Source organism: Herbidospora solisilvae (assembly GCF_009901565.1).
In the GTDB taxonomy this organism is placed as follows: Bacteria; Actinomycetota; Actinomycetes; order Streptosporangiales; family Streptosporangiaceae; genus Herbidospora; species Herbidospora solisilvae.
Genome location: NZ_WXEW01000008.1, coordinates 174,614 through 200,709, shown reverse-complemented (window position 1 = coordinate 200,709; position 26,096 = coordinate 174,614). Strand labels below are relative to the sequence as shown.

General features: G+C 71.1%; 28 protein-coding genes. 21 read left to right on the top strand and 7 right to left on the bottom strand.

The window, feature by feature from the left end; translation table 11 throughout:
* Window positions 1–24 precede the first annotated feature (24 nt).
* The 14 genes from GT755_RS26815 to GT755_RS26750 all read left to right on the top strand — a co-directional run bounded on the left by GT755_RS26815 (window position 25) and on the right by GT755_RS26750 (window position 13,138).
* Window positions 25–483: a GlcG/HbpS family heme-binding protein gene (locus GT755_RS26815; protein WP_161482390.1), complete on the top strand. Its 459-nt coding sequence runs from the start codon at window positions 25–27 to the stop codon at window positions 481–483.
* On the top strand, window positions 484–909 hold the full coding sequence (locus GT755_RS26810; protein ID WP_161482389.1) for a DJ-1/PfpI family protein: 426 nt from the start codon (window positions 484–486) through the stop codon (window positions 907–909). It abuts the gene before it with no gap.
* Window positions 910–914: 5 nt separating this feature from the next.
* Complete coding sequence (locus GT755_RS26805; protein ID WP_161482388.1) at window positions 915–1,955, top strand: phosphotriesterase family protein; 1,041 nt, start codon at window positions 915–917, stop codon at window positions 1,953–1,955.
* 8 nt (window positions 1,956–1,963) lie between these two features.
* The gene (locus GT755_RS26800; RefSeq protein WP_161482387.1) at window positions 1,964–2,629 is read left to right on the top strand and encodes a type 1 glutamine amidotransferase domain-containing protein; all 666 of its coding nucleotides are present in this window, start codon (window positions 1,964–1,966) and stop codon (window positions 2,627–2,629) included.
* Between the two features lie 2 nt (window positions 2,630–2,631).
* Window positions 2,632–3,567 (top strand): amidohydrolase family protein, encoded by a 936-nt coding sequence (locus tag GT755_RS26795; protein WP_161482386.1) that lies wholly within the window; start codon window positions 2,632–2,634, stop codon window positions 3,565–3,567.
* 4 nt (window positions 3,568–3,571) lie between these two features.
* Window positions 3,572–4,525, top strand: coding sequence for an acetylxylan esterase (locus GT755_RS26790; RefSeq protein WP_161482385.1), 954 nt, complete (start codon window positions 3,572–3,574; stop codon window positions 4,523–4,525).
* Between the two features lie 108 nt (window positions 4,526–4,633).
* A complete protein-coding gene (locus GT755_RS26785; protein ID WP_161482384.1) occupies window positions 4,634–5,650 on the top strand; it encodes an alcohol dehydrogenase catalytic domain-containing protein in 1,017 nt (338 codons plus the stop codon).
* Entirely contained in the window at window positions 5,647–6,420 is a 774-nt protein-coding gene (locus tag GT755_RS26780; RefSeq protein WP_161482383.1) for a class I fructose-bisphosphate aldolase, read from the top strand. The genes GT755_RS26785 and GT755_RS26780 overlap by 4 nt, the downstream gene beginning before the upstream one ends.
* 72 nt (window positions 6,421–6,492) lie before the next feature.
* Window positions 6,493–7,536, top strand: coding sequence for a zinc-dependent alcohol dehydrogenase (locus GT755_RS26775; RefSeq protein ID WP_161482382.1), 1,044 nt, complete (start codon window positions 6,493–6,495; stop codon window positions 7,534–7,536).
* Between the two features lie 15 nt (window positions 7,537–7,551).
* Window positions 7,552–8,862 (top strand): xylulokinase, encoded by a 1,311-nt coding sequence (locus GT755_RS26770; protein ID WP_161482381.1) that lies wholly within the window; start codon window positions 7,552–7,554, stop codon window positions 8,860–8,862.
* Between the two features lie 83 nt (window positions 8,863–8,945).
* Complete coding sequence (locus GT755_RS26765; protein ID WP_161482380.1) at window positions 8,946–10,253, top strand: extracellular solute-binding protein; 1,308 nt, start codon at window positions 8,946–8,948, stop codon at window positions 10,251–10,253.
* The gene (locus GT755_RS26760; protein WP_161482379.1) at window positions 10,250–11,194 is read left to right on the top strand and encodes a carbohydrate ABC transporter permease; all 945 of its coding nucleotides are present in this window, start codon (window positions 10,250–10,252) and stop codon (window positions 11,192–11,194) included. The genes GT755_RS26765 and GT755_RS26760 overlap by 4 nt, the downstream gene beginning before the upstream one ends.
* Complete coding sequence (locus tag GT755_RS26755; protein ID WP_161482378.1) at window positions 11,191–12,006, top strand: carbohydrate ABC transporter permease; 816 nt, start codon at window positions 11,191–11,193, stop codon at window positions 12,004–12,006. The genes GT755_RS26760 and GT755_RS26755 overlap by 4 nt, the downstream gene beginning before the upstream one ends.
* 16 nt (window positions 12,007–12,022) lie before the next feature.
* Window positions 12,023–13,138 (top strand): Gfo/Idh/MocA family protein, encoded by a 1,116-nt coding sequence (locus GT755_RS26750; protein ID WP_161482377.1) that lies wholly within the window; start codon window positions 12,023–12,025, stop codon window positions 13,136–13,138.
* Here GT755_RS26750 and GT755_RS26745 read toward each other — a convergent pair.
* The 4 genes from GT755_RS26745 to GT755_RS26730 are packed head-to-tail and all read right to left on the bottom strand — an operon-like array spanning window position 13,125 to window position 16,580.
* Window positions 13,125–14,390, bottom strand: a complete 1,266-nt coding sequence (locus tag GT755_RS26745) for a PP2C family protein-serine/threonine phosphatase (protein WP_161482376.1) — start codon at window positions 14,388–14,390, stop codon at window positions 13,125–13,127. The two genes, GT755_RS26750 and GT755_RS26745, sit on opposite strands and share 14 nt — an antisense overlap.
* Window positions 14,387–15,157 carry an anti-sigma factor antagonist gene (locus GT755_RS26740; protein ID WP_161482375.1) on the bottom strand — a complete coding sequence of 257 codons (771 nt, stop codon included), beginning with the start codon at window positions 15,155–15,157 and terminating at the stop codon, window positions 14,387–14,389. The genes GT755_RS26745 and GT755_RS26740 overlap by 4 nt, the downstream gene beginning before the upstream one ends.
* A gap of 50 nt (window positions 15,158–15,207) precedes the next feature.
* Window positions 15,208–15,801, bottom strand: coding sequence for a TetR/AcrR family transcriptional regulator (locus GT755_RS26735; RefSeq protein ID WP_235967475.1), 594 nt, complete (start codon window positions 15,799–15,801; stop codon window positions 15,208–15,210).
* Entirely contained in the window at window positions 15,801–16,580 is a 780-nt protein-coding gene (locus tag GT755_RS26730; RefSeq protein ID WP_161482373.1) for a class I SAM-dependent methyltransferase, read from the bottom strand. Before GT755_RS26730 ends, GT755_RS26735 begins: the two co-directional genes overlap by 1 nt.
* Window positions 16,581–16,635: 55 nt before the next feature.
* Between GT755_RS26730 and GT755_RS26725 the strand changes: the two genes are divergently transcribed.
* Window positions 16,636–17,943, top strand: coding sequence for a hypothetical protein (locus GT755_RS26725; RefSeq protein ID WP_161482372.1), 1,308 nt, complete (start codon window positions 16,636–16,638; stop codon window positions 17,941–17,943).
* A gap of 31 nt (window positions 17,944–17,974) precedes the next feature.
* On the opposite strand, the gene GT755_RS26720 is transcribed toward GT755_RS26725, so the two are convergent.
* Window positions 17,975–18,691: a choice-of-anchor P family protein gene (locus tag GT755_RS26720; protein ID WP_161482371.1), complete on the bottom strand. Its 717-nt coding sequence runs from the start codon at window positions 18,689–18,691 to the stop codon at window positions 17,975–17,977.
* Window positions 18,692–18,860: 169 nt separating this feature from the next.
* Between GT755_RS26720 and GT755_RS26715 the strand changes: the two genes are divergently transcribed.
* Genes GT755_RS26715 through GT755_RS26705 form a run of 3 tightly spaced genes read left to right on the top strand, consistent with a single transcriptional unit; the run spans window position 18,861 to window position 20,761 of the window.
* Window positions 18,861–19,520: a LuxR C-terminal-related transcriptional regulator gene (locus GT755_RS26715; protein WP_161482370.1), complete on the top strand. Its 660-nt coding sequence runs from the start codon at window positions 18,861–18,863 to the stop codon at window positions 19,518–19,520.
* The gene (wecB, locus tag GT755_RS26710; RefSeq protein ID WP_161482369.1) at window positions 19,517–20,596 is read left to right on the top strand and encodes a non-hydrolyzing UDP-N-acetylglucosamine 2-epimerase; all 1,080 of its coding nucleotides are present in this window, start codon (window positions 19,517–19,519) and stop codon (window positions 20,594–20,596) included. Before GT755_RS26715 ends, wecB begins: the two co-directional genes overlap by 4 nt.
* Window positions 20,597–20,605: 9 nt before the next feature.
* Window positions 20,606–20,761: a hypothetical protein gene (locus GT755_RS26705; protein ID WP_161482368.1), complete on the top strand. Its 156-nt coding sequence runs from the start codon at window positions 20,606–20,608 to the stop codon at window positions 20,759–20,761.
* Between the two features lie 20 nt (window positions 20,762–20,781).
* Here GT755_RS26705 and GT755_RS26700 read toward each other — a convergent pair whose 3' ends face one another.
* The gene (locus GT755_RS26700; protein ID WP_161482367.1) at window positions 20,782–22,149 is read right to left on the bottom strand and encodes a glycosyltransferase family 2 protein; all 1,368 of its coding nucleotides are present in this window, start codon (window positions 22,147–22,149) and stop codon (window positions 20,782–20,784) included.
* Window positions 22,149–22,652 carry an exosortase/archaeosortase family protein gene (locus GT755_RS26695; protein ID WP_161482366.1) on the bottom strand — a complete coding sequence of 168 codons (504 nt, stop codon included), beginning with the start codon at window positions 22,650–22,652 and terminating at the stop codon, window positions 22,149–22,151. Before GT755_RS26695 ends, GT755_RS26700 begins: the two co-directional genes overlap by 1 nt.
* 169 nt (window positions 22,653–22,821) lie before the next feature.
* On the opposite strand from GT755_RS26695, the gene GT755_RS26690 reads away from it, so the two are divergent.
* From GT755_RS26690 to GT755_RS26680, 3 genes are all read left to right on the top strand, one after another.
* Window positions 22,822–23,553, top strand: coding sequence for a septum formation family protein (locus tag GT755_RS26690; RefSeq protein ID WP_161482365.1), 732 nt, complete (start codon window positions 22,822–22,824; stop codon window positions 23,551–23,553).
* A 230-nt stretch (window positions 23,554–23,783) separates the two neighbouring features.
* Window positions 23,784–25,184 (top strand): glycan biosynthesis hexose transferase WsfD, encoded by a 1,401-nt coding sequence (gene wsfD / locus GT755_RS26685; protein ID WP_161482364.1) that lies wholly within the window; start codon window positions 23,784–23,786, stop codon window positions 25,182–25,184.
* 132 nt (window positions 25,185–25,316) lie between these two features.
* Window positions 25,317–26,054 carry a FadR/GntR family transcriptional regulator gene (locus GT755_RS26680; protein WP_030451737.1) on the top strand — a complete coding sequence of 246 codons (738 nt, stop codon included), beginning with the start codon at window positions 25,317–25,319 and terminating at the stop codon, window positions 26,052–26,054.
* The last annotated feature ends 42 nt before the right edge of the window (window positions 26,055–26,096 follow it).

Genomic DNA, 26,096 nt, shown 5'->3' with positions numbered 1-26,096 from the left:
CGCTCACCCCGTGAGGCCGCTCCGATGATCCGCACCGAATCCGTCGTCACTCTCGAACTGGCCGAACGCCTGGTCAGGGCCGCCCAGGACAGCGCGGGCAAGCCGATGGCCATCGCCGTCACCGACCGGCACGGCCACGTCGTCGCCGCCGTGCGCATGGACGGCGCCTCGCACGTCGCGCTCACCCTCGCGATCGACAAGGCGTTCACCGCCGCCGCGTTCAACGCGCCGACCGACGCGTGGGGCGAGGTCACCAAGCCCGGGGCGGCCGACTGGGGCCTGACCTCGGCACTCGCCGGGCGGATCGTCGTCCTGGCCGGCGGCTTCCCGCTGCGGTCGGACGGCGAACTCATCGGCGCCATCGGAGTGAGCGGCGCCGCTCCCCAGGTCGACAACGAAACGGCGCTGACCGCCCTGCGCGCCTGCGCCGAGGTCGTCGACTCCTTCGCCGCGTCCCATCCCGCCGAACACCTTGGAGCGTAAATGTCGCTGGCCCAGCAGAAGGTCGTGGTCCTCGCCTACCCCGGCTACCAGGAGCTCGACTTCTGGTACCCGGTGCTGCGCGGCCGCGAGGAGGGCGCGACCGTCCACATCGTGGCCGCCGCCGCGGGGGCGGAGAGCATCCTCGGCTACCCCGTCATCCCCGACACCGACGCCGCCGACCTCGACCCCGCCTCCGTCGACGTGATCATCGCCCCCGGCGTCGCGCCGTGGGACCTCCCCCAGCCGAGCGGCGCGCAGGTCGCCCTGGTCACGGCCGTGCACGCGGCCGGCGGGCGGGTCGCCTCGGTCGGCAACGGCGCGTCGGTGGTGGCCCAGGCCATCGGCGACCAGAACGAACGGGTGGTCTCCGCCGACGGCACGAACGATCTCTCCGAGTTCTTCGCCACCATTCGCAGAGGAGTCTGAATCCGATGGAAGTCTTCAGGACCGTTCTGGGCGACGTCTCACCCGAGACGTCGGGCCGGTTCCTCACCCACGAGCACCTCCTCTACGGCTACCCGGGCGCGGAGCTCGACCACCGGACCGTGCTCGACTACGAGAACAACGTCGCGTTCATCGCCAAACAGGTCGCCGACGGCATGCGGGACTGGGGTTTCGGCACGCTCGTCGACATGACCCCGCCCGAGGTCGGCCGCCACCCCGAGCTGATGGCCGAGGTCGCCCGCCGGACCGGCATGAACGTCATCGCGATCACCGGCTTCTTCCCCGAGCGCATGGGCGTGCCCTACTACTGGCGGCGGCAGACGGTCGAGGAGCTGACCGACTTCTTCGTGCGGGACCTGACCGAGGGCATGGTCTTCGCGTGGCAGCAGACGCCCTACAAGGCGGGCGCCATCAAGATCGCGACCGGACAGGAGAGCGTCACGCCGCAGCCGAGCCCGATCGGGCCCAACGGCCGGCGCATCCACGAGGTCGAGGACCGGGTGATCCGGGCCGCCGGGCGGGCCTCCCGCATCGTCGGCTGCGCGATCAACACCCACACCGACCCGATGGACTACCGCGTCACCAACCCCGGCATCGAGCAGCTCGACATCCTCGAAGAGGAGGGCGCCGACCCGGCGAAGGTGATCATCGGGCACGCCTTCGTCGAGCCGGACGAGGGCCAGCTGCACGAGATCCTCAACCGGGGCGCCAACCTCCAGCTCGACCACATCGGCATCCCCTGGCGCGTCGACACCGTCGAGGAACTCGACGAGCGCATGGCGAACGCGTTCGTGGGCCTGATCAACGAGGGCTTCACCAGCCAGCTCGTGCTCTCCTACGACCGCTGGTTCTACAACCCGCGCTCCGACGTCACGGAGTCCGACCCGCAGCTCGCCAACGAGCGCGTCGACCTCGGTTACATGTGGACCTCCTTCATCCCGCGCCTGAAGAGCAAGGGCGTGACCGACGAGCAGATCGACGCCATCACCCGCGACAACGCCGCCCGCATCTTCTCCATCAAGGTCTGAGGGACAACGTGGAACTGTCACAGGCACGGATCGTCGTGCTGGTCGAGAACCTCTACCAGGAGCTGGAGCTCTGGTATCCGGTCCTGCGTTTCCGCGAGGACGGCGCGCAGGTGCGGGTGGTGGGCCCGTCGACGGACGAGGTGTACGCCAGCAAGATCGGCTACCCCGCCCGCGCCGACCTCACCGTGCAGGACGTCGACCTCGACTCGGTCGACGCCGTGATCATCCCGGGCGGCTTCTCCCCCGAGTACCTGCGGCGCAACCCCGACATGGTGAAGCTGGTCAGGGACGCCGACACCCGCAACCTGGTCGTGGCGGCCATCTGCCACGCCGGCTGGATGCTGGCCACCGCCGGGATCGTGTCGGGACGGCAGGCGACCTGCGTGGCGACCATCAAGGACGACGTCATCAACGCCGGCGCGTTGTTCAAGGACGAACCGGTCGTGGTCGACGGCAACCTGATCACCTCCCGGCTGCCCAACGACCTGCCGGAGTTCTGCGCGGCCATCAAGGACGCGCTCGAAGCGCGGGAGCCGGCCAAGGGCGGCCCGCTCCCGGCCCTCAACGAGCCGCCGAACTCCTCGCCCGCCTACACGGCCACCGCGATCATGAAGAACCGCGCGGCGGGCCCCGGCTCGTCCAACTACCGGGCCTACGCGGTCCTCGATTCGTGACCATGCGCGTCGACGTCCACCACCACGCGATCTTCCCGGCCTACGCCGAGGTCCTCGAAGGCCTGGGGATCGGCGCGCAGCCCGGTGTCGGCCTGCCCGCCTGGTCGGCCGGAGCCTCGCTCGCGATGATGGACGACCTGGGCATCGACCTGGCGGTGTTGTCCGCCGGGTCGCCCGGGTTCTTCTTCGACGGCGACCAGGCGCTCGCCCGCGAGTTGTGCGAGCGCACCAACGCCGACCTGGCCGCGACGGTCGCCGAACACCCGGGCAGGTTCCGGGCGTTCGTGGCGGTGCCGCTGCCGTCGGTGGGCGACGCGCTGCACATGATCGAGCGGTGGGCCGGCCACGACGCGTTCGCCGGGGTCGGCCTGCTGACCAACTACGCGGGACGGTATCTGGGCGATCCGGCCTTCGAGCCGGTGCTGGCCGAGCTCGACAGGCGGGGGGCCGTGGTGCACGTCCACCCGCAGTTGCCGGTGCACTACCCGGCCGCCGAGATCCACCTGCGGCCGTCGCTGATCGAGTACGTCTTCGACACCACCCGGGCCATCGTCAACCTGACCCTGAACGGCGCCCACGACCGCTACCCCGGCATCACCTGGATCTTCTCCCACTGCGGCGGCACCGCCCCCTACCTGGCCGGACGCCTCGCCATCGCCGAACCCCTGCCGGAACTGGAGCAGGTGGGCGAGGGCGGGATCTACCGCGCACTACGCCGCTTCCACTACGACTTCGCCCTCGCCACCACCCCCTACGCCCTCGGCTCGGCGCTGGCGCTGGCCGGCCCGGAACGTCTCCTCATCGGCTCGGACTTCCCGTTCGTCGACGCGAAGACGGTCGCGGCCTGCCTCCACGAGGCGGCCGAACTCCTGGGCCCCGACCTGACCACCGTCGCCGAGACCAATCCCGCCCGGCTCTTCCCGAATCTCAAGGGGTGAGACAGTGCCGCAGTTCGACCTCCCGCTCCCCCAGCTCCGCGAATACCGCTACCCCGAACCGGAACCGGCCGACTTCGACGACTTCTGGGCCCGCACCCTCAAGGAGCAGCCGCCGCTGGACGTGGTCTTCGAGCCCCACGACGCGGGTCTGACCACGGTCGACACCTGGGACGTCACGTTCACCGGCTACGGCGGCGACCCCATCAAGGGGTGGTTGCTGCTGCCCGCCAACAGGTCCGGCCCCGTCCCGACGGCGGTGGAGTATCTCGGGTACGGCTCGGGCCGCGGCATCCCGATCGAGTCGCTGGCCTATGTGTCGTCGGGTTTCGGCCACTTCATCATGGACACCCGGGGTCAGGGCAGCTCGTGGCGGGCCGGCGACACGGGAGACCCGTCGGCGACCGGCCCGGCCGTGCCCGGTTACCTGACGCGGGGCATCCTCGATCCCGACGACTACTACTACCGCCGCCTCTACACCGACGCCGTGAGAGCCGTCGACGCGGTCAGACGACATCCGGGCGTCGGCGAAACCGCCGTCACCGGCAGGTCCCAGGGTGGCGCGTTGTCGCTGGTCGTGGCCGGTCTGCGCGACGACGTGCGGGGCGCGATCCCGCACGTCCCGTTCCTGTCGGCCTTCCGCAGGGGCACCGCGATCACCGAACGGGAGCCCTACGCCGAGATCGTGCGCTGGTGCTCGATCCACCGCACGAAGTGGGAGCGGGCGTTCGCCACGCTCGCCTACTTCGACGCGACCGCCTTCGCGGCGCGGGCGACCTGCCGCGGGTCGTTCTCCGTCGCGCTGATGGACGGCGTCTGCCCGCCGTCGACCGTGTACGCCGCCTTCAACGCCTACCAGGGGCCGAAGGACATCACGGTGTGGCCGTACAACAACCACGAGGGTGGCGGTCCCGAGGACCAGCTCAGAACCATCCGCGTGCTCCGCGAACTCTTTCAATAACACCAAATCGTGACAAACGGAGCCTTGTTCGGCTCTGTGACACGAGGCACCATTTCAAACCTGCCAGACAAGCAGGCAGCCTGACCGGCTGCTGGGAAAGGGGTCGGCGTGAAATCAGCTCTGCTGTACGGCCACAACGACCTGCGTGTAGAGGAAAGGCCCGACCCGAAGGCGGGCGAGGGCCAGGCCGTCATCAGGATTCACGCCTCGGGCGTCTGCCCCAGCGACATCCGCAGCTACACTGCCGCGACGGCCGCCAAGCGCGACCCGTGGACGCCCGGCCACGAGATCGCCGGCGTCGTGACCGAACTCGGCAGCGGCGACACCGGCGACCTCCAGGTCGGCGACCGGGTCGCGGTCGACTGGCGCGGCGTCTGCGGCCGGTGTCACCAGTGCGTGCGCGGCGCGGCCAACTTCTGCGAGAACCTCGTCAAGTACCCGATCGCCGGCTTCGCCGACGCGACGGTCATGCCGGTGGCGCAGCTCACCAGGCTCGCCGACGGCGTGAGCTTCGAGGCGGCGAGCTTCGCCGAGCCGCTGGCCTGCGTCGTCAACGCCCACCGCGCGCTGCCGCTGCCGCTCGCCGAGAACGTGCTGGTCGTCGGCGCGGGCCCGATCGGCCTGCTGCACACCCAGGTCGCCAGGGCCAGGGGCGGCCGGGTCATCGTCACCGACATGAAGGCCGACCGGCTGAAGGCAGCCCGGGAACTCGGCGCCCACGACGTCGCCGAGGTGGCGAACCAGCGGGAGGCGGTCCTCGACCTCACCGACGGGCGCGGCGCCGACATCGTGATCGTCACCGTCGGAATCCCGGCGGTCATCGAGGCGGCGTTCGGCCTGGTGGCCAAGAACGGCGCGGTCAACCTGTTCGCCGGCACCCACCCGAAGGGCGCCATCGCCCTCAACCCCGACGTGCCCCACTACGACCAGGTCGCGATCAACGGCAGCCACGACTTCATCCCCAACGACTTCGCGACCGCCCTGCGCCTGCTCCGGTTCGGCCAGGTCGACGTCGCCCCGCTGATCAGCCACCGGTTCCCGCTCGCCGCGGTCGCCGAAGCCTTCGAAACGACGAGACAGCAACGGGGCCTGAAGTCCCTGGTTGTCGCAGAAGGAGAGAAATGAGCACCCACTGGCCCCGTCGTCGCATGCACCACGTGTTCGCCCCCGACGGGCGGGCCGTGATCGCCGCCATGGACGCCGGGATCACCAAGGGCGTCGCCCCCGGCCTGGAGCGGGGCCGCGCGGCGGTCAAGCGCGTCGTCGACGGCGGCGTCGACGCGATCCTGGCCACGATCGGCCTGGCCCGCGCGGCGGCCGACGAGCTCGGCGGCACCGGTCTCATCCTGGCCCTCGACAGCGAGATCCCCTCGGCCGGGTACGGCGTCGAGCAGGCCGTCCGCTGGGGCGCCGACGCGCTGGAGCTCAAGGTGTTCCCGGGCAACCCCGAGGTCACCAAGATGGGCGAGCTGCGCGAACTGTGCGCCGAGGCCGACAGGTGGGGCATGCCGGTGATGGCCGAGCCGATCCCGGTCGGCTTCAAGGCCCTGGAGGCCCACACGCTGGCCAACATCGCCCACGGCGCGCGGGTGTCGGCCGAGGCGGGCGCCGACTTCGTGAAGGCCCAGTACACCGGCACCCCCGAGGAGTACCGCGAGGTCGTCGAGGGCTGCCTGGTCCCGGTGCTCGCGCTCGGCGGCCCGATGAAGCCGACCCCGCTGCACGCGCTGCAGATGGCCCACGACGCCATCGAGGCCGGGGCGAGCGGCATCGTCTACGGCCGCAACATCGTCGAGGCCGAACGGCCCGACCGGATGGTCGCGGCCCTGGTCGAGATCGTGCACGGCGGCGCGAGCGTCGACGTGGCCGCCAAGCACCTCAACGTCCCGCTGTAAGCGGGCTGCGGGCGGCCGAAGGCCGGCCGTGGCCCGCGCCAAGAATCTGCCCAGAGAACAGGAGCCTGAGAGATGATGCGTGCGGCCGTCTTCCGCGGCGGCCGGGACATCCGGATCGAGGAGATGGCGATCCCGCTGCCCGGCCCCGGCGAAGTGCTGGTGCGGGTCGGCGCGGCCGGTGTCTGCGGCAGCGACGTGCTGGCCTTCCGTGGCCAGGGCCCGTGGCAGCACAGCCCCGACAAGCCCGGCCGGGACGGCCACGAGCTGGCCGGCGAGATCGCCGCGCTCGGCGACGGCGTGACCGGCCTGCACGTGGGTCAGCGGGTCGCCGTCGAGCCGAAGCACCTCATCGCCTGCGGCCAGTGCCCGCCCTGCCGCAACGGCCGGTCGCACCTGTGCCGCAGGCGGGGCTACGTCGGCGACGTCCACGTGACCAGCGAGGGCTTCGCCGAATACGACCTGGCCCCCGCCGAACGGGTCCACGTGTTGCCGGACTCGGTCTCCCTCGCGGCGGGGGCCATCCTCGACTGCTACGCGTGCGGCGTGCACACCCACAACCTGGTGCGGACGCCCGCCGGGAGCAGGGCGGTCGTCCTGGGCAGCGGCACGATGGGCCTGACCATGGGCCAGGTGCTGCGTGCCCACGGGGTCAAGGTGCTGCTGACCGGCACGGCGAAGGCGTTCCTCGACCTGGCGCTCGAGGCGGGCGCGGCCGACGAGGTGGCCTTCGCCCACGACGCCCGGGCCGGCATCGAGGACTTCACCGAGGGCAAGGGCGCCGACCTGGTCGTCGACGCCGTCGCCATCCCGGACGTGACGCTCCAGCAGGCGGTCGAGTCGGCGGCCGAGGGCTCCCCGGTGTGCGTGCTGGGCGTCTACCCGACCCCGCCGCGCCTGGAACCGCACGTCGCCTACGTGCGCGAGGTCTCCGTCCACTGGTCCAACAGCTACGGCCCCGGCGCGTACGCCGAGGCGCTGCGGCTGGTGGCCGGGAACCAGGTCGCGGCCGACGCGCTGATCACCCACCGGTTCCCGCTCGACCGGATCGTCGAGGCGTTCACCGCCGCCGACGAGAAGGAGCGGTCCCTGGCGATGAAGGTCCTGATCGAGCCCTAGAAGGGGGTGACCGGCATGCACGTCCTGGCGATCGACCAGGGGTCGAGCGGCGCGAAGGCGGCCGTCGTCGACGGCGAAGGGCGCATCGTCGCCATGACCTCGCGGCGCACGCCGGTCGAGCACCCCGAGACGACCGCCGCGCAGGCCGACCCGGAGATGTGGTGGCGGGCGCTGGTGTCGTGCGTCTCCCGGCTGCCCGTCCACGACGTGCGGGCGGTCGCGATCTCCGGTTTCATGCACACGGTCGTGCCGGTCACCGACGAGGGCAAGGTCCTCGGGCCCGCGTTGTTGTGGCCCGACCAGCGTCCGGACGGGCCGAGCGCGGCCGACCGGGTGGCGTGGTGGGCCGAACGCGACCCGCTGGCCGTGCTGGCCCGGTGGTATCTGCCGGTCAAGGACTTCCTGCGGATGCGGCTGACCGGCGAGGCCGCCACCGACCGCTACGAGGCGGGCGGCACCGGCTTCCTGCGCGACGGCGCCTGGTCGCCGGCGGTCGCCACCCAGGCGGGCATCTCGCCCGACCGGCTGCCGCCGATCGGCGAGCCGCTCGACGTCGCCGGAGCGGTCACGAGAGAGGCCGCCGCCGCGACCGGGCTGCCCGAGGGCACCCCGGTCGTCATGGGCACCGGCGACTGGATGGCCACCCTGCTCGGCTCGGCGGCGGTGCTCCCGGGGCGGGCCTGCGTCTATCTCGGCACGGCCGGCGCCGTGGGCGGCTTCGCGTCCGCGCGGGCCGCCGCCGCGCTGACCGACCCCCTGTGTTTCGCCGCCGCGACCTCGACGGGGTCGGCGCTCGACTGGATCGCCGAGCTGACCGGCAGAGGAGCCCCCGAAGCGGTCGCGGCGGCGGAGTCGGTCCCGCCCGGCTCCCGCGGCGTGGTCGTCCTGCCCCACCTGATGGGCGAGCGCGGCATGGGCCACGACCGGTCCGCCCGGGGGTCCGTGCACGGCCTGACCCTCGCCCACGGTGCCGCAGACCTGGCGAGAGCCGTGATGGAGGGCACCGCCTTCTGGCTCCGCGCCATCGCCGGGGCCGCGCTCGACCAGCGCGACCCGGCGGAGCTGGTCGCGGTCGGCGGCGGCGCCCGCAGCGACCTCTGGCTGCGCATCCTCGCGGCCGTGCTGAAGCGGGACCTGACGGTCCCCGAGACGACCGAGGCCGGGATCCTCGGCACGGCCATGATCGCCGACCGAGCCCTGTCCGGACGGGCGTCCCACGAGCGGTGGACACGGGTCGCCAGGACCGTGCCCGCCGATCCGAACCTGGCGAACGTGTACGAACCGCTCTTCGAGGAGTTCCTCCACCTGGAGGAACGCCACCGGTAGCCCACGGGCTGCCTGACCCAGGACCAATGCGCACGGGGGGCGCTCATACACCGCTTTCGCGACCGCCATTGCCAGGAGAAGAAATGCAACGACCGTGGAAAAGCGCACTGAAGGTCATCACCGCCACGTCGGCGGCGGCCGCACTCATGCTCGCCTCGGCCTGCGGCTCGGATGACGCCGCGGAGGGCAACGCGACCGGTGAGGTCACCGGCCCCATCGACGTGTGGATGGGCGACCCGATCGGCGCCGCCCAGCAGCCGACGATCGTCCAGCTCGCCAAGGACTACGAGACCGCCCACCCCGGCACCAAGGTGAACCTGCGGTTCCTCGGCGCCGACGCGCACAAGACCTATCTGACCAGCATCGCCGGCGGCACCGTGCCCTGTGTCGCGCTCATCGGCAACACCTGGAGCCCGGAGTTCGCCGGCCTCCAGGCCCTGGAGCCGATCGCGCAGGACCCGGCGTCGATGAAGGGCGTCTACACCCAGAGCATGATCGACTCGACCGTGCTCGACGGCGTCTCGTACGCGGTGCCCTACGACACCGGCGTGCGGGCGCTCATCTACCGCAAGGACCTCTTCGACAAGGCCGGCCTGGCGGCCCCCAAGACCTGGGACGAGGTGCTGAGCTCGGCCACGAAGGTGCAGCAGGACAACCCCGGCGTCAACGGCTTCGGCATCATCGGCGGCAACCAGTGGTACTGGCTGCCGATGATCTGGAACTGGGGCGGCGAGATCGCCGTCCAGGAGGGCGGCGCCTGGAAGGCCAAGGTCGACTCGCCCGAGGCGGTCGCGGCCTTCACCTTCTACGCCGACCTGCTGACCAAGCACAAGCTGGCCCCCGAAGGGGCGGCCACCTGGCAGGGCGCCGACGCGTCCAAGGCGTTCGCGCTCGGGCAGATCGGCATGATGGTCGGCGGTTCGTGGGACCTGAAGACGATCCTCGCGCAGAACCCCGGGATGGAGCAGCAGCTCGCCACCGCGCCGCTGCCGGCCGGCCCCGGCGGCAACAACGACACCTTCGCGGGCGGCAGCAACCTGGCCATCTTCAAGGGGTGCGACAACAAGGCGACCGCCAAGAGCTTCGTGGACTTCCTGATGAAGACCGAGAACCTCGTGCCGGTCACCACCAAGATCGGTCTCCTTCCGGCGACCGTCGACGCCCTGGAGAAGGAGCGCACCAGCGGTTCGTTCTCCACCCCGCTGCTGCGGGCCTACGCCGAGCAGGCGCCGAACACGCGGTCGATCCCGCCGGTGGCCACGTGGGGCAAGGTGGAGGGCACCGGGGCCATCGTCAACGCGATGCAGGCGATCATGAACGGGCAGAAGACGCCCGAAGCGGCCATGCAGGAACTGGCCTCGCAGATTGACGCCGCGATCGGACAACAATGACCTCTACCACCAGCAGGCGGGCACAGCACTCCGTTGTGCCCGCCCGCTCGGGAAGCCGGACCCGGTCCCGATGGGACCGGTTCGGCCTGCCGAGTCTCCTGCTCGCCCCCCTCCTGGCGGTGATCCTGGGAGTGGTCGGCTACCCCATCGTGCGGACCGTCTGGCTCTCGTTCCACGAGGGCGAATACCTCATGACCGGGGCCTTCAACGGCGTCGATAACTACACCGAGATCTTCGGCGACCCCTACTTCCTGGCCGCGCTGCTCCGCACGACGGTCTTCGCGGTCGTCTGCGTGGTCACCACCCTGCTGATCAGCCTGGCCATCGCGCTCGTCCTGGACGCCGGGTCGTGGACGGCCAGGATCGTCACGGTGGTCGTGCTGCTGCCCTGGGCGATGCCCCGGGTGGCCAGCGGCATCATCTGGAAGTGGATGTTCAACGACCAGTACGGCATCGCCAACTGGCTGCTGGTCTCCCTCGGCTTCGACTCCTTCCGGGGCTACGCCTGGTTCAACGACGGCTTCGCCTCGCTGGTCGCCATCACGATCGCCGTGGTGTGGCACTCGGTGCCGTTCATCGCGATCTCGATGCTGGCCGGGCTGCGCGCGACGCGCGGTGAGGTGCTGGAGGCGGCCCGGGTCGACGGCGCGGGCTTCTACCAGCAGCTGATCAGGGTCCGGCTGCCGATGATGAAGCCGCTGCTGACCATCCTCGGCGTGATGTCGACGATCTTCGCGTACCAGTCGTTCGACCACTTCCTGGTGATGACCACCCCGCCCGGCGGGCCGAGCCACAGCACCGAGGTGCTGTCGCTGCTGACCTGGCTGCAGGCGTTCACGGTGCTCGACCAGGGCGTCGCGGCGGCGATGGCCGTCGTCACGTTCGTGCTGCTGGCCGGGATCACCGCCGTCTACGTGAGGTTGTCGAAGGAGGGCACATGACCCGGCGGCTCGTCGTCTATCCGGCGATGGTGCTCATCTGCGTGGTGAGCCTGTTCCCGTTCTTCTGGATGATCGTCACCTCGCTCAAGCCGGACACCGAGATCTTCACGGTGTCGCCGCAGTTCATCCCGCACGAGCCGATCCTGTCGCGCTACACCGAGTTGTTCTCCGGGGCGATCCCGCGCCAGTTCCTCAACTCGCTGCTGGTCGCCGGGGCCACCACGGTCGTCACCGGGCTGATCGCGCTGCTGGCGGGCTACGCGCTGGCGCGGTTCAACGTGCCGATGAAGCGCTACCTGCTGATCGTGATCCTGTCGATCCAGATGCTGCCGCAGACGGTGCTGGTCATCCCGCTGTTCGTGGTGCTGCGCAACACCGATCTGCTCGGCACCTACCAGGGGCTCGTGTTGTCGCACCTCGCGCTGACGGTGGGGCTGGCGACGTACATGCTGCGGAGCTTCTTCCTGGACATCCCGGTCTCCCTGGAGGAGTCGGCGATGGTCGACGGGGCCTCACGGATGAAGGCCGTGCGGCTCGTCGTGTTCCCGCTCGTCTGGCCGGGGCTGGCGGCCAGTTCCATCTACGGGTTCATCACGTCGTGGAACGAGCTGATGTTCTCGGCGACGTACATGCAGCAGTCGTCCAGGGAGACGCTCCCGGTCGCGCTGCAGCAGTTCTTCTCCAGCTACTACTCCGACTGGGGCGGCGTCATGGCGGCCAGCGTGATCTTCACCATCCCGGTCGTCGTGTTCTTCCTGCTGGTCCAGAGGCGCCTCATGCAGGGCATGGTCGCGGGCGCGGTCAAGGGTTGAGAAAGGGTTCTGTCTGATGTTGAAGCTCGGGGTCCTCGGGGTCGGGGCGATCGCCACGGTCGACTACGGGGTGCTGCCCAACCTGCACCACATCGCCGACAAGGTGGAACTGGTCGCGTTGTGCGACCCGGTGGAGGAGCGCACCGCCGCCGCCGCGAAGACGTACGGCGCGCGGGAGACCTACGCCACGCTCGACGAGATGCTCGACGCGTCCGACATCGACCTGGTGCTCAACCTGACCCCCATCCCGGCGCACGGCCCGACCTCGCTGAAGATCCTGGAGGCGGGCAAGCACCTGGCGACCGAGAAGCCGCTGGCCACCACGATGGAGGAGGCCGACGCGCTCATCGACCTGGCCGCCGCGAGCGGCCTCAAGATCGTCTGTTCGCCGCCCAACATGCTCTACCCGAGCCGCATCGAGGCGGCCCGGCTGATCCGCGAAGGGGTCATCGGCAAGGTCGCGTTCGCCAAGGTCCGGGCCAGCCACGGGGGCCCGGCCTCGATGATGAACTGGCCGACCGACCCGACGTGGTTCTACCAGGAGGGTTCCGGCCCGCTGTTCGACGTCGGCGTCTACGGCATCCACGAGATGCTCGGCCTGCTCGGCCCGGCCAAGCGGGTGTCGGCGTTCTCGGGCGTCACCGAGCCGACCCGCGTGGTGCGCTCCGGCCCGTACGCCGGCAAGGAGATCACCGTCACCACCGATGACAACACCCTGATCATGCTCGACTTCGGCGGCGGCACGTTCGCCGTCGTCGACGGCACCTTCAACGTGAACGCCGCCAAGGGCCCCCGCCTGGAGGTCTTCGGCCGCAAGGGCACTCTGAACCTGCCGAACAACCTGCCGGTGAACGGCGGCCGGGGCATCGACCTGTTCCTGCTGGAGGCCGCCGCCGGGCTGAGCGGCTGGGTCGACCTCGACCTCGCCCACCTGGAGCCGGCCCAGCAGCGCGTGGACAAGCTGCGCCGGGCGCTGCTGGTCGACCACCTCGCCGACGTCGTGAACGGCACGGCCGAGGAGGTCATGGGCGGCGACGTCGCCCGCCACGCGCTGGAGATCATGCTGAAGGCGCACGAGTCGGCCCGCACCGGTCAGGCGCTGGAGCTCACCACCACCTTCAGCCGGTCGTGACGACCAGCAGGGCGATGTCGTCTTCGTGGGCGCGGACGTCGACCAGCTCCGCGATGAGCCGGTCGGCGACCGCGTCGAGGTCGGCGAGGTCACGAGTGCCCTGCCAGAGCGCCTTCAGCACGCCCATGCCGGCGTCGATCGCCCGGTCGCGCCGCTCGACCAGGCCGTCGGTGTAGAGGAGCAGCCGGGCCCCGGGCGGGAAGTGCACCTTGTGCTCGACGTAGTTGTAGTCGACCACGCCCAGGGGCGGTCCGGCGCCGTCGTCGAGGAACCGGTAGGGCCCGCCGGCGACGTCGAGCAGCATCGGGAGCTGCCCGGCGTTGGCCCAGGTCAGAGTCTGGGCGTCGGCGTCGTAGACGGCGAGGCAGCAGGTCACCAGGCGGGCCTTGTCGGCGGCCCGCAGCACCACGGCCGACTGGCGCAGGATCTCGCCCGGCGACATGTGGCTGACCGCCAGGGCCCGTACGGCCGTGCGCATCTGCCCCATCACGGCGGCGGCCTGGATGCCCTTGCCCATCACGTCGCCGACCACGAGCGCGACCCGGCCGTCGTCGATCGGGATCAGGTCGACCCAGTCGCCGCCGACGTCGATGCCGTGGGCCGGGTAGTAGCGCCAGGCGTGCCGCACCTTGGGGACGTGCGGTAACGGGGACAGCAGGCTGCGCTGGAGCTCCACGGCGGCGTCGCGGTGGCGCTGGTAGAGGCGGGCGTTGTCCATGGCCACGGCGGCCTGCGCGGCCACGCCGGAGGCGAGCTGCTCGTGGCGGACGGTGAACATGCCGGGTTCGGGGTGGCCGAAGAAGAACCCGCCGAGCACCTCGCCCGACGGCGAGACCACCGGCACCGCGAGATAGCTGCGCACGTCGAGGTGGCCCTCGGGCATGCCGTGGTAGGGCGGGTTGTGGCCGTAGCGGGGGTCGGCGCGCACGTCGTGCATGCGGATGACGCCCTCGCCCTGGAACGTCGGGTCGAACACCTTCGTGTTGCGCGGCATCGGGAAGCCCTCGAACACGCTCTGGGGGACGCCGGAGAGCACGTACAGGAAGTAGCTCTCGCCGTTCATGTCGTAGACGTTGTAGAAGAACGAGCCGAAGGCGGCCCCGGTCAGCGAGGTCGCGGCGTCGCAGGCGGTGCGCACGATCCGGGGGAGGTCGAGGTCGGCGGCCAGCGCGCGGCCCACCTCGTGGAGGGTCTCGACGAGCCGGGTCTCCTCCTGGAGCCGGGCGATCAGGTCGTCGAGTTCGTGGGTCATGAACCGGCCCGGTGCTCGGAGAGGAGTTTCAACGCCTCCTCAGCGTTGTCGCGGACGGCGAGCACGGTGAGGCTTCCGGTCAGCCGGAGCAGCCGGTCGAGCGGGCCGGTCACGCCGGCCAGGACCATCAGCCCGCCCATCTCCCGGGCCGCGACCGTCGAGACGAGCAGCACCCGCAGCCCGCTGGAGTCGCAGAACGAGAGCTCCGACAGGTCGGCCGCGATGTGGGTGTCGCCCGAGGTCAGCAGGTCGGTGACCACGGCGTGCAGTTGCGGCGAGGTGGTGACGTCGAGGTCGCCGGAGACCGTCACCAGCGGCCCCGCCGCCAGTCGCGTCACGGCCACACCCAGGCGCTGCTGCGTGCCACGGGGCTTGATCGAGTCGTCGTCGTCGACGTTCATGCGCATCTCCACCCGGGAGCCGCCGTCGCCCTGCTCGATCGTCAGCTGGTCGCAGACCTCGCTCATGAGCCACAGGCCGAAGCCGCGGCGGCCGTCGAGCGAGGGCCGGGCAGGGCTGAGATGGGCGGGGGTGAGCCGACCGGCCCGGTCGGTCACCTCCACGACGACCTGGCCGTCTTCCAGCCAGATCCGGACGGTGCCGAGGCCGTCGCCGTGTTCGAGCACGTTGACGACCGCCTCGTTGGCCGCGAACACGAGGTCATGGAGGCGGGCTCCGGTGAGCCCGGCACCCGAGGCGAACGCGTCGATGCGGTCACGCATCGACCCGACGTCGTCGGTGATCGGCCAGGCCCCGGGCAGGTTCACGGGCACCCCAACGAGCTTCGCACCATTACACGACTGTATCGCGGGCTTCGTCACCGCACCTGGATCCCACCGAGGACGATGGTGACCAGGTCGTCGGCGAACCCCTCGGGCACCACCGCCGGGGCGCGCAGGGTGACCTCGTGACAGGCCCCGATGATCATCGTCGCGACGGCCTCGACCGGCGCGCCGGCCGCGACGTCCCCCGCCTCCTGCCGCCGCCGCAGGAAGGCGGCGAGCTGGTCGCGCAGCCCCTGCCCGCCGGCGGCGGGGTTGCCGAGCGCGGTGAACCGTTCGAGCACCTCGGGCGCCAGGTTCGCGAACGCGGGAACGATGGCCAGGTGCAGGTCGAGGGCCCTTCTCGTGTACGCCAGCAGCGCCCGTCCCACCTCCTCGTCGTCGGCGGGCAACGGCGGCAGATCCGCTTCGGCGGCCCGCACGTGACCGTGGAGGCCGAGGGCGAGCAGCTCCTCCTTGTCGGCGAAGTGGTTGTAGAGCACCCCGGTGGCCACCTCGGCCTCCCGGGCGATCTCGCGCACGGTCAGGCCGCCGGTGCCGCGCCGGGCGATGAGCCGTGCGGCGGCGCCGATCAGGTGGTCGCGCAGGTCCACCCCGGCCTCGACGGCCCGCGCCCGGCGCGGCGCCATCACGGCCGCACCGCGCCGACCAGCAGCGCCTCGCCGTTGAGCAGCACGCCGTCGGGGGTCTCGAAGGCACGCAGCGCCGGGAGCAGCCTCCCGGCCGCGCCGTCTCCGGCCTGGTGCCGGATCGGCCCCCAGGCCCCCAGGAACGCCGCCGCGTCGGCGGCGTCGGCGCCCCAGTTCTGCGGCGCGTCGACCGGGCGGGCGACGACGTCGGCGAAGCCGGCTTCGGTGAGGACGCGGCCCGCCGTCTCGGCGTCGCCCAGCGCGAGGGGGCCGGTGCCCGGCTCGGGCGCGGGCAGGCCGAGGGCCGAGACGACCTGGGCCAGGTCGCCGTAGCCGCGCATCGACAGGAACGTGAGCCGCCCGCCCGGCGCGAGGGCCCGGCCGATGTTGGCGAAGGCGGCGACCGGATCGCCGAAGAACATGATCCCGAATCTACTGAGGGCCAGGTCGAACGACGAATCGGGGAACGGGTGGACCTGCGCGTCGCCCTGGACGAAGGTGACGCCTCCCCCGCCCGTGAGCTCGCGGGCGGTGGCGAGCATCGGCCCCGACAGGTCGATCCCCGTGGCGGAGGCCGCCGTGCGCGCGGCCAGCCGGGTGGTACGCCCGGTGCCGCATCCGATGTCGAGGACGCGGTCGCCCGGCCGGACTGCGCCGAGGAGGAACGGGTTGAAGGCGTCGTTGACGGCGTTGTAGCGGTCGTGGTGGGCGGCCCAGTGGGCGCCCTCGTAGCCGTTCCAGGCCTCGGCCTGGTGGGTGTTCACGATGTATGAACGCATGTTCATGAACGTACGTTCATAACATGATTCCGGTCAAGTGGTATGAATTGGCGCCATGGCCATAACCCTGACCGAAACGCCCGTCGCGCCGCTGACCAGGCGCCGCGCCGAACTTACGGCCGCCGCCGTCGCGCTTGCCGTCGGGTTGTGGAACGTCTGGGTGCCGTCGTTCTGGCGGGACGAATCGGTCTCCGCCCTGGCCGCCTCCCGGCCGATCGGCGAGTTGTGGGACCTGCTCGGCCACATGGACCGGGTGCACGCCCTCTACTACCTGCTGCTGCGGCCGGTGGCGTGGATCTCCACGTCGGAGCCGGCGCTCCGGCTGCCCTCGGTGCTCGCGACGGCCGCCGCGGCCTACGGCGTCGCCGCGATCGGACGCCACCTGGCCTCCGCCCGCGCGGGCCTGCTGGCCGGCCTGGTCTTCGCGGCGCTGCCGATGGTGACGCGGTACGCGCAGGAGGTCCGGTCGTACGCGATCGTGACCGCGCTGGCGGTGCTGGCGACCTGGTTGCTGGTGACCCGGCGCAACCAGGTGCTCTACGCGGTCGTGATCGTGCTGCTGGGGTGGTCGCACGTCTACGGGTTGCTGCTGGTGGTGGCGCACGTGTTCGTCGCGCCCGACCGGCGGCGTTTCCTGCGCGCCATGCTCATCGCGGCGGCGGGGCTGGCGCCCCTGGCGGCGCTGGCGGCGGGGCAGCGGGGCGTGCAGCTCGGCTGGCTGCATGCGCCCACGTGGGCGGCCCTGCCGACGCTGGCCCAGGAGGTCATGGGCAGCAGGTGGGCGATCATCCCGCTGCTGGGGCTGGCCGCCTTCGGGGCGCGGGGCGCGCTGGGCCGGGTGGCCGGGGCGTGGGCGCTGCTGATCCCGTTGTCGATGCTGGTCTCGCTGGTCTACCCGATCTACAGCCCCCGCTACGTGCTGTTCGCCCTCCCCGGGCTGGCCCTGCTGGCCGGGGCGGGGCTCGACCGGCTGCGGCCGAGGCCGCTGGCGTGGGTCGCGCTGGCGCTGCTCGTCGCGCTGACGGTGCCCAAGCACCTGTGGCTCCGGGCACCCGACCACCGGCCCGACGACCTGCGGTCGATGGCCGCCGCGCTGTCCGAACGGGTGCGGCCGGGCGATCGGGTGCTGTACGTCGATCCCACCTATGAGTGGTTCGTCGGGGTGTACGCGGAGCCGTACCAGAAACTGATCAAACTGACCGGAGAGGCCGAGCGGGTGTGGGTGGTGTCCGGCGGGCGGAAACACCAGAACAGCGCCTTCGTGGAGACCGACCCGGGTTATCTGAACCTGCAGAGACACTACCGGGCCCGCTACTACAAGGACTTCGGCTACTCCTGGTTCGCCCTCTACGTGCCGAAATGAAACAGGGCGCTCCCGCCGGGGCGCCCTTCGATCAGCCGAACCGACGGCGGCGGCGCAGCAGCATCGCGCCGCCACCGGCGGCGGCCAGGCCCAGGGCCATATAGAGGCCGGCGCCGGAGGCCAGCGGCGCGTCGCTCGGCGCGTCGAGGGTGGCCGGGCCGCAGGTCGCCGAGCTCAGGATGACGTCGCCGTCACCCGACAACGCGCGCACGCGCATGCCGTGGACGGTCAGGCTGCCGTCGGCGTTGGGGATCTGCTCGTTGAGGCGGACCTCGACGAGCGGCAGCAGCGGCGGGAACAGGAACGTGGTGCCCGCCGCGGGGCTACTGTCCAGGGTGGTGCCGAGCACCCGCGCGTCGGCCAGCGTCGTCGAGCCCGTCGTGGGCTGACCGGCGACCGCGGTGCACTCCGCCCGGACGGAGCCCGCGGTGAAACCGACGCCCAGCAGGGCCGCGTTCAGGCCGTCGACCGACGCCCGCGCCGACTCGGTCCCGACGGCGGTCTTCCGCTCGACCTCCACCGCCACCGCGCCGGTCGACACGGTGCCGACGTTGATCGAGGCGACCTCCGCGGCCGGGTTGCCGGCTTCGGCCTCCGGCGCGGGGCGGAACCTGAGCCCCAGCGGCAGGGTGATCGAGGCGCCGTAGGCGTTGACCGTGTCGTCGCTCGCGTGGGCGGTGCTCGTCGTCCCCGCGAGCAGCGCCGTGAGCGCCGCCAGGGAAACGGCGAAAGTACGTCCGAGAAACATGTGCGGGCCCTCCGCGGGCTTCTTGTATAAGTCGGTGACGCTCCAAGTTATTCGTGGGCCGAGGGTGAAACGGTAAGGGACCTGTCAGTTCACTCCAGAGAGTGAGTGTTGTGGCCCGCGCCCGGCTCGATTCGCTCGTTACATTGAGCGTCGAAGAACAGGAGCCGAAATGGGGACACGCGGAGCCGTCCGCCGGGAAACGTGCCAGATCGTCGTCGTCGACGAAGGTCCGCTCGCGCATCTCGCATTGCGTGCGTTTCTCCGGCAGGCCCCCGCATTCACGGTCGCCGCTTCCGCAATGACCGGGGCGGAAGGCCGCCGAATAATTTCTCGGCTTATGCCGGAAATCGTGATCTGCGAGACGCGGATCGGCGACGACTGCGGCCTGGAACTGTGCCGCTGGATCGGCCTGGAGCATCCCGGCGTGATGCCGGTGGTGCTCACCTCGGTCGACGACGTGAACCTGGCGCGCGCGGCGCTCGACGCGGGGGCGCACGCGTACCTGCTGAAGTCCTCGCCGCTGGAGGACCTGCTGTTCCACCTGGAGCGGGTGGCCGAGGGCCAGGTCATCGTCGACGACCGGCTCGGGCGGTCGGCCGCCGGGCGCGGGGGCCACCGCACCCGGTTCGGCCTCAGCCCGCGCGAGCACGAAGTGCTGGAGGAGATCATCCTGGGCCTCGACAACCGGGCCATCGCCGGGCGGCTCTGCATCGCCCACGAGACCGTGAAGACCCACGTCAAGTCGATCCTGCGCAAGATCGGCGCACGCGACCGGGCCCACGCCATCGCGGTCGTGCTCGGCGACGCGCGCACCGGGAGCGGCTGGTGAGCCGGGTCTGCGTGGTCGTCGGCACCCGGCCCGAGGCGATCAAGCTCGGGCCGGTCATCCGGGAGCTGCGGGCCTTCGCCGGGGTCGACGTCGTGCACACCGGGCAGCACGACGGCGCGGTGGTGGGCGAGGTGCTCGCGCTGTTCGAGGCCGCGGTGTCCCACGAGCTGCGCCGCGATGCGGCCACGCTGCCCGTGCTGACCGCCGAGGTCGTGCTCGGGCTCGACGAGGTGTTCGGGCGGCTCAGACCTGATCTCGTGGTCGTCCAGGGAGACACGACGTCGGCGTTCGGCGGCGCGCTGGCCGCCTACCTGCGGCGCATCCCGGTCGCCCACGTGGAGGCGGGGCTGCGCAGCCACCGCCTCACCCCGTTCCCCGAGGAGGCGAACCGGCGGCTGATCGCGCCGCTGGCCGACCTCCACCTCGCGCCGACCGCCTCGGCCCGCGCGAACCTGCTCGCCGAGCGCATCCCGGCCGATCGGGTGCTGGTCACGGGGAACACGGTGATCGACGCGCTGGCCGCCGTGCTGGCCGACCGGCCCACGCCCCGGGACCGGCCGGTGGTGGTGATCACCGCGCACCGGCGCGAGTCGTGGGGCGAGCCCATGCGGCGCGTCGCCCGCGTCGCCGACCGGCTCGCCGCCGGCCATCCCGGCGTCGACTTCGTCGTCGCCACCCATCTCAACCCGGCGGTACGCCAGGTGTTCGACCAGGTGGTGCGGCCCCGGGCCAACATCCGGTGCGTGCCGCCGATGCCCTACAGGGAGTTCGCCCGGTTGCTGGCCGTCAGCGCGCTGGCGATCACCGACTCGGGCGGCGTCCAGGAGGAGGCCGCCGCGCTCGGCCTGCCGGTGCTGGTCATGCGCGACTCCACCGAACGCGTCGAGGCCCTCGACGACGGCGGTGCCCACCTGGTCGGCACCGACGAAGAACTGGTCACCAAGACCGCCGGCCTGTTCCTCCAGTCGGCCGTGGCCGGCCGGGTCAGGCACGTCGCCCCCTGCCGCTACGGCGACGGCCACGCCGCCGCCCGCGTGGCCAGGGCGTGCGCCGAACTCATCCACTCCGAGAACTGAGGTGTCATCGTGTACGGATCCTGGGGGCACGGCCCCCGCTGGCAGACCGGCGTCCCGTTGGCCGTTCTGCCGTTCACCGGAATTCCCTTGGCCGTGCTGATCGCGCTGGCGGCCGTCCTGATCGTGGGCGGCGCTTTGTTGTTCAGAATGCACAAGGTGCGATAGCCGCCGAAATGGCCCGGGATTCACATTTCCCGGGCCACCGGTGTGCCCGCGACATGGGTCTCGGCGTTTCTCCGGGTTTTCGCCCAGCCACTCCGGCCGCGAGTGATCCGCCAGAACGCGCGCCAGGACGTGAGATAGAAGTTGTAAACGTAGATCGCGTACGCGATCCCATAGAGCAGGCTTTTGCCCAGCCCCACCCGGGGTTCGCAGCGCCACCAATAGAGCGGCCCCCAGATGAGGAACGGCAGAATGCCGAACGTGCCGTAGATGGCGAAAAGGATCCAGCCGCCCTCGGCCAGCCACCACGTCATCCTGGCCGGGTCGGCGATCACGCGGCCGGCCAGATAGATCATCGGGATCGGGTAGACGAGCGTGCCGAGGAGCTGCATCCACGGCTGCGCCAGGTAGTAGAGCACTTCGAGCGCGCCGAGGCTGCTGAACCGGGCCGACCGCCAGATCCGCGGCAGGTACTTGGCGCACTGCATGGTGCCCTGCCCCCAGCGGGTGCGCTGGGTGATGAGCCGCCGGAACGACCAGAGGCCCTCCTGCTCGACCCATGTGTCGGGGGTGTACTCGTTGCGCTCCCCCGCCAGCAGGAGCTGCACGCCGAGCTCGAAGTCCTCCAGCAGTGAGCCGCCCCACGGTCGTCTTCCCGCACCGGCCACCTTGTCGAGCGCGCTCAGCCGCGTGAGCTGGCCGTTGCCGCCCATCGCGACCGTTCCGCTGCGCCGCCGGCCGAGCTGGATGGCCGAGATCGGGCCGCGGAACTCCAGGTCCTGCATCCGGACCAGCAGCCGCCCGAACGCGTTCCGGAACCGGCCGCGCTCCGGGCACGGGTTCCTGTCGTCACGGTTGATCATCCACACGTCGATCTGGACGGCCCCGATCGCCGGGTCGGCGAACAACTTCTCGCCCGCGCACACGCTCAGCATGTTCGGGGCGGGCCGCCCGTCGGCGTCCAGCACGCAGACCACGTGCCGGGTGCGGTCGGCGTCCGGCGGGAGGAAGTCGTCGAGCGCGTGGTAGGCGGCGTTCAGGGCGTCGCCCTTCCCGGTCCGTGCCTCCGGGCGCTTTCGCGACACGAGGTGGATCCGGGCGTCGTCCCGGGCGATCTCCTCGACGATGCGGGCCGTGTCGTCGTCGGAGGCGTCGTCCACCACCCACACGTTGACGTGGGAGAACCGTTCGCGCAGGTAGGTGAGGGTCGGCCCGATGACGGCGGCCTCGTCGCGGCACGGGATGAACAGGTGCCACTCGAACGCGGCCGGGTTGCCCGCCGGGTCGGGCCGCTGCCGCAGATAGGGCCGGACGATCGTCAGGACGTAGGTGAGGAAGGTGACGCTGAGGAACAGCGCGAACGCCTGGGTCAGCCCGAGCAGGTAGCCCATCAGCGCCGCACCCCCCGCATCGTCAGCAGCACGTACGCCACCAGCGCCGCCCCGATGCCGAACACGCTGATCACCGAGCCGACCATGGTGTGCCCCCAGTAGTAGCCGGGGTCGAAGCCCAGCCCCTTGATCAGCACCACGAGGGCGAGGATGCGCACCTGGTTGGTCGCGAACAGCATGACGACGGCGACGGCCAGCGCGACCAGCGGCCAGACGCTCGTCCGCCGCGACAACCAGAGGATGAGGATCGTGACCCCGAGCAGCGGCACGATCAGGAACCCGGACGTGCACTCGGGCGAGATCCGCAACCCGACCGCGTCACCGGTCTCCTCGTTGAACGACATGACCGCCATCACCGAGTTGACCGCCGTCTCGGTCCGCGCCACCAGCGCGACCACGTGGGAGGCCAGCACCGCCTCCCAGCCCCGCATCCGGTCGTCGATCAGCAGCACCGCCAGGAGCAGCGCCCCCAGCACCCCCGAAAGGCCTACCCGAACGGCCATGTTCCCCCCTCTAGAACGACCTGCAACCTAGCCCTCGCGCCGGTCCGGCCACCTCAGCCGCGCGTGACGGCTCACTCGGCAGGGTCAGTCACCGCGCGTCCTCCGCGCCCCCGGACTGGTCGGCTTGTTACGGTGCCGCGAGTTTTCCCTGACGCCCCCAGGAGGTCCCGTGGGCAAGACCGTGTTTCTCTGGGGCAGATTCACCGTGCTGCTGGTCGCGACGGCGTGCGCCGCCCCGGCGACCACGCACCCGAGCGCGGCCATGCCCGTCGGCAGCTGCCACGTGATGTCCCAGCCGGAGGAGCTGTACGCCCTGAGCGACGTCCGGCCACCCGTTCCGTGCACCCAGCCGCACCAGACCGAGACCTACCTGGTCACCCGGTTGTCCGGCCCGCTGGCCGACACCCCGATCCGCCCCCCGCACGAGCTGCTGGTCCCGATGGTCACGGCCGGTTGCGACTACCGCCCGATCCGCCCCTACCTGGCCGCCGGCCCGCACGACGCCCAGTGGGGCGTCTCGGTCTGGGGCAAGGTCCCCACCCCCGACGAGTGGGCCGCCGGCGACCGCACCCTCCGCTGCGACCTGCTGGTCCCGACGACCCACCCGAACGGCGGCCCGGTCCTGACGGCCCCGCTGCGCGGCATCATGAACCGCCCGGAGTCGGCGGCCATCCGCCGCTGCAACCTGGACGGCCGCGACGTCCAGTGCTCACTCCCCCACGAGTGGGAGTGGGTCGAACCCCAGGGCCTGACCAGGAACCGCTGCCGCGCCAACGCGGCGATGTTCGCCGGACGGCTACGCGGCCTGCGCATCCGCCTCGGCCCGGACCGGTCGTGCTGGGTGGGCCAGGAACGCCACCACATCACGGTCGGCACCCTGCGCGAGGGAATGGCCGCATGACCCTCGACCAGCAGAACACCGACGGCCCGGTGGCATGGGGCGACCGCTATCCCGAAACCGCCGAACCACGGAAGCGGGGGTTGACCCGGCTGCTTTCGCGCTGGAGACGCCCGGGCGACAGACCTCGGAAGCGCGGGTTGTCCTCGCCGCTCGCACGTCGGGGCGGCGATCGGACTCGGACCCCACATACCCGACAGGCCGGGGTTCGGCGGTACCCGCAGGTGGCGGTGGTGGTCGGGGTCGTGTGGGCGGCGGTCATGCAGGTTCGGCTGTTTCTCGGGGGACATGTCGGGCTTGCCGGGTTCGGTGAGAACCTGCCCTGCCGGCTCGGGCTGGCCAACTTCCGCAACCCCGCGCTGGCCGGGTGGGAGCACGTACAGCCGGCCTGGATCGCGCACACGTGGACGGGCGAGAGCTGCCCGCCCGAGTTCTCGACCGCCCTGTTCGCGCAGGCGGCCGGAAAGTGGCTGACGCCGCTGCTCGGCTACCCGGGGGCGCTCGACCTGCGGGCGCTCGGGGTCGTGTTCGGGCTGCTCGTCGGGGTGGTCTGCGGGCTGCTCGTCGCCGTCGTGCCGGGACGGCCGCTGGTCCGGGCGGGGTTCGCCTCAGCGGTCGGGCTCCTGTACGCCGACGCCGCGTTCGCCGGGTATCTCATCTCTCCCCACGCCGAACCGACCGCGCTCGTGGCGGCCGGGTTCCTCGTCGTGGCGCTGCTGTTGGTGTGGGAACGGCCGACGGCGCCCAGGGTGGTGGCGACGGCGGTCCCGGCGCTGCTCGTGATCGGGGCGCGGCCGGAGTATGTGACGTTCGTGCCCGTGATCGCGTTCGCGCTGCTCTGGGTGCCGGGCCGCCGGATCGTGGCGCTGATGGTCGCCACCTGGATCGCCGGTCTCGGCGTCTTCCACGTCGTCACCGAGACCGGGTTCGACGACCACAGGGCCGTGTTCCAGACCATCCTGCACGACGACCCCACGGCCGCCGCCGACCTCGCGTCGCTGGGCCTGGACCCGGCGCTCGCCCCGGCCGCCGGCCTGTCACGCGACGACGCGGCCTGGGTCTCCTTCGCCGACCGGTATCACCGCACCGCCCACCCCTCCCCTCTCCGGGTCGCCGGGTTCTACGCGACGCATCCGTGGCACCTGATCCGTACCGTCGGCTGGGGTCTCCAGGGCGTCGCCGGACTCCGTCCCAACTACCTGGGCTCCTACCCGGAAGGGGCGGGGAAGCCGGAGGGCGGGCAGGAGCACCGGATCACCGTCTACTCGGCGATCTGGGAGGTCTTCCGCGCGGGCCCGCTGCTGGTGCCGGTGCTCTGGATCGTGACGGCCGGGGCCGGATGGCTGGTGGTGCGCCGCCGCTCCCTGACCCCGTCGGAGAAGGCGACGGGACGCCTGGCGGTGGTCCTCCCGGGGGCCGCGCTGGCCCAGTTCGCCGTGGTGGTGCTCGTCCACGGCCGGGTGGAGACGGTCCGGCACATGGCCATGACGAGCTGGCTCACCGCGATGTGCCTCCCGGTCGCGGCCGTGGCCGTCACGCTGGTGCTGACCCGGCTGCGTCCGGTCCCGCGCTGGCAGCACCGCCACGAATCATGCGCATCGATTCATTCTCAAATGGACGAGATAAAAGGTTGATGCTCCGCCTCATCCCGTATGTGAGAAACTAACGGGGCCCGAGTTGTGACGGCGTCTCCCTCATGGGTGGAAATCCCAAAGCCGTCCTCGAGCGAGGGCGTCATCGCGTTTCGCTCTCGGAGGTCATGAGAAATGGCTCAGGTGTCACTGCGTCCGCAGAAGACGGCCATGCTGGTCGCGCAGCGCATCGTGGCGGACATCAACCGCCGGGGCAACACGATCGGCGACCGTCTTCCTCCCGAACGCGCCATGCTCGACACCTATGAAGTCGGCCGCGGCACCCTCCGGGAATCGCTGCGTTTCCTCGAACTCCAGGGTGTGCTCTCGCTCAAGCCCGGCCCCGGCGGCGGCCCGGTCGTCCAGCAACCCGACGCGACCAGCCTCGTCACCACGCTGACCCTGCTCCTGCAGTTCGAGAACGCCCCCTTCCGCACGGTCGCCGAGGCCCGCGCGGCACTGGAGCCGATGATGGCCCGGCTGGCGGCCGAGAGAATGGCCGACGAACAACTCGCGGCGCTGAAGTCGAGCGTCGACGACATGCGCGCCGGCCTCTCCGACCAGAGCGTGTTCCTGGCCGAGAACAAACGATTCCACGACATCATCGCCCACGGCTCCGGCAACACCATGTTCGGCTACCTGATCGACGCGCTACTGGGAATCCTCGACGGTTCGGCCATCGGAATCGACTATCCGGAAGTGCGCCGTTCGGCCGTCCACCGCGCCCACGTGAAGATTTACGAGGCCATCCGCGATCGTTCCCCGGAGAAGTCGGCCGAGGCCATGGCCGCCCACATCGACGAGTACGTGAAATACGCCGAACGCAAATTCCCCGAGGTGCTGGCCGCTCCGATCGTGTGGGGCACGGTCTAGCGGACGCCGATCTCCAGCCGTCCGAAGCGTCGAGGTCGACTG

What these genes read in the sequence shown, in the direction of transcription:
- GT755_RS26770 (WP_161482381.1), top strand. Translation starts at nt 7,552, where the DNA reads ATGCACGTCCTGGCGATCGACCAGGGGTCGAGCGGCGCGAAGGCGGCC.
- GT755_RS26795 (WP_161482386.1), top strand. Translation starts at nt 2,632, where the DNA reads ATGCGCGTCGACGTCCACCACCACGCGATCTTCCCGGCCTACGCCGAG.
- GT755_RS26755 (WP_161482378.1), top strand. Translation starts at nt 11,191, where the DNA reads ATGACCCGGCGGCTCGTCGTCTATCCGGCGATGGTGCTCATCTGCGTG.
- GT755_RS26760 (WP_161482379.1), top strand. Translation starts at nt 10,250, where the DNA reads ATGACCTCTACCACCAGCAGGCGGGCACAGCACTCCGTTGTGCCCGCC.
- GT755_RS26695 (WP_161482366.1), bottom strand. Translation starts at nt 22,652, where the DNA reads ATGGCCGTTCGGGTAGGCCTTTCGGGGGTGCTGGGGGCGCTGCTCCTG.
- GT755_RS26765 (WP_161482380.1), top strand. Translation starts at nt 8,946, where the DNA reads ATGCAACGACCGTGGAAAAGCGCACTGAAGGTCATCACCGCCACGTCG.
- GT755_RS26680 (WP_030451737.1), top strand. Translation starts at nt 25,317, where the DNA reads ATGGCTCAGGTGTCACTGCGTCCGCAGAAGACGGCCATGCTGGTCGCG.
- GT755_RS26725 (WP_161482372.1), top strand. Translation starts at nt 16,636, where the DNA reads ATGGCCATAACCCTGACCGAAACGCCCGTCGCGCCGCTGACCAGGCGC.
- GT755_RS26815 (WP_161482390.1), top strand. Translation starts at nt 25, where the DNA reads ATGATCCGCACCGAATCCGTCGTCACTCTCGAACTGGCCGAACGCCTG.
- GT755_RS26805 (WP_161482388.1), top strand. Translation starts at nt 915, where the DNA reads ATGGAAGTCTTCAGGACCGTTCTGGGCGACGTCTCACCCGAGACGTCG.
- GT755_RS26720 (WP_161482371.1), bottom strand. Translation starts at nt 18,691, where the DNA reads ATGTTTCTCGGACGTACTTTCGCCGTTTCCCTGGCGGCGCTCACGGCG.
- GT755_RS26735 (WP_235967475.1), bottom strand. Translation starts at nt 15,801, where the DNA reads ATGGCGCCGCGCCGGGCGCGGGCCGTCGAGGCCGGGGTGGACCTGCGC.
- GT755_RS26745 (WP_161482376.1), bottom strand. Translation starts at nt 14,390, where the DNA reads ATGACCCACGAACTCGACGACCTGATCGCCCGGCTCCAGGAGGAGACC.
- GT755_RS26780 (WP_161482383.1), top strand. Translation starts at nt 5,647, where the DNA reads ATGAGCACCCACTGGCCCCGTCGTCGCATGCACCACGTGTTCGCCCCC.
- GT755_RS26730 (WP_161482373.1), bottom strand. Translation starts at nt 16,580, where the DNA reads ATGCGTTCATACATCGTGAACACCCACCAGGCCGAGGCCTGGAACGGC.
- GT755_RS26775 (WP_161482382.1), top strand. Translation starts at nt 6,493, where the DNA reads ATGATGCGTGCGGCCGTCTTCCGCGGCGGCCGGGACATCCGGATCGAG.
- GT755_RS26810 (WP_161482389.1), top strand. Translation starts at nt 484, where the DNA reads ATGTCGCTGGCCCAGCAGAAGGTCGTGGTCCTCGCCTACCCCGGCTAC.
- GT755_RS26715 (WP_161482370.1), top strand. Translation starts at nt 18,861, where the DNA reads ATGGGGACACGCGGAGCCGTCCGCCGGGAAACGTGCCAGATCGTCGTC.
- GT755_RS26700 (WP_161482367.1), bottom strand. Translation starts at nt 22,149, where the DNA reads ATGGGCTACCTGCTCGGGCTGACCCAGGCGTTCGCGCTGTTCCTCAGC.
- GT755_RS26750 (WP_161482377.1), top strand. Translation starts at nt 12,023, where the DNA reads ATGTTGAAGCTCGGGGTCCTCGGGGTCGGGGCGATCGCCACGGTCGAC.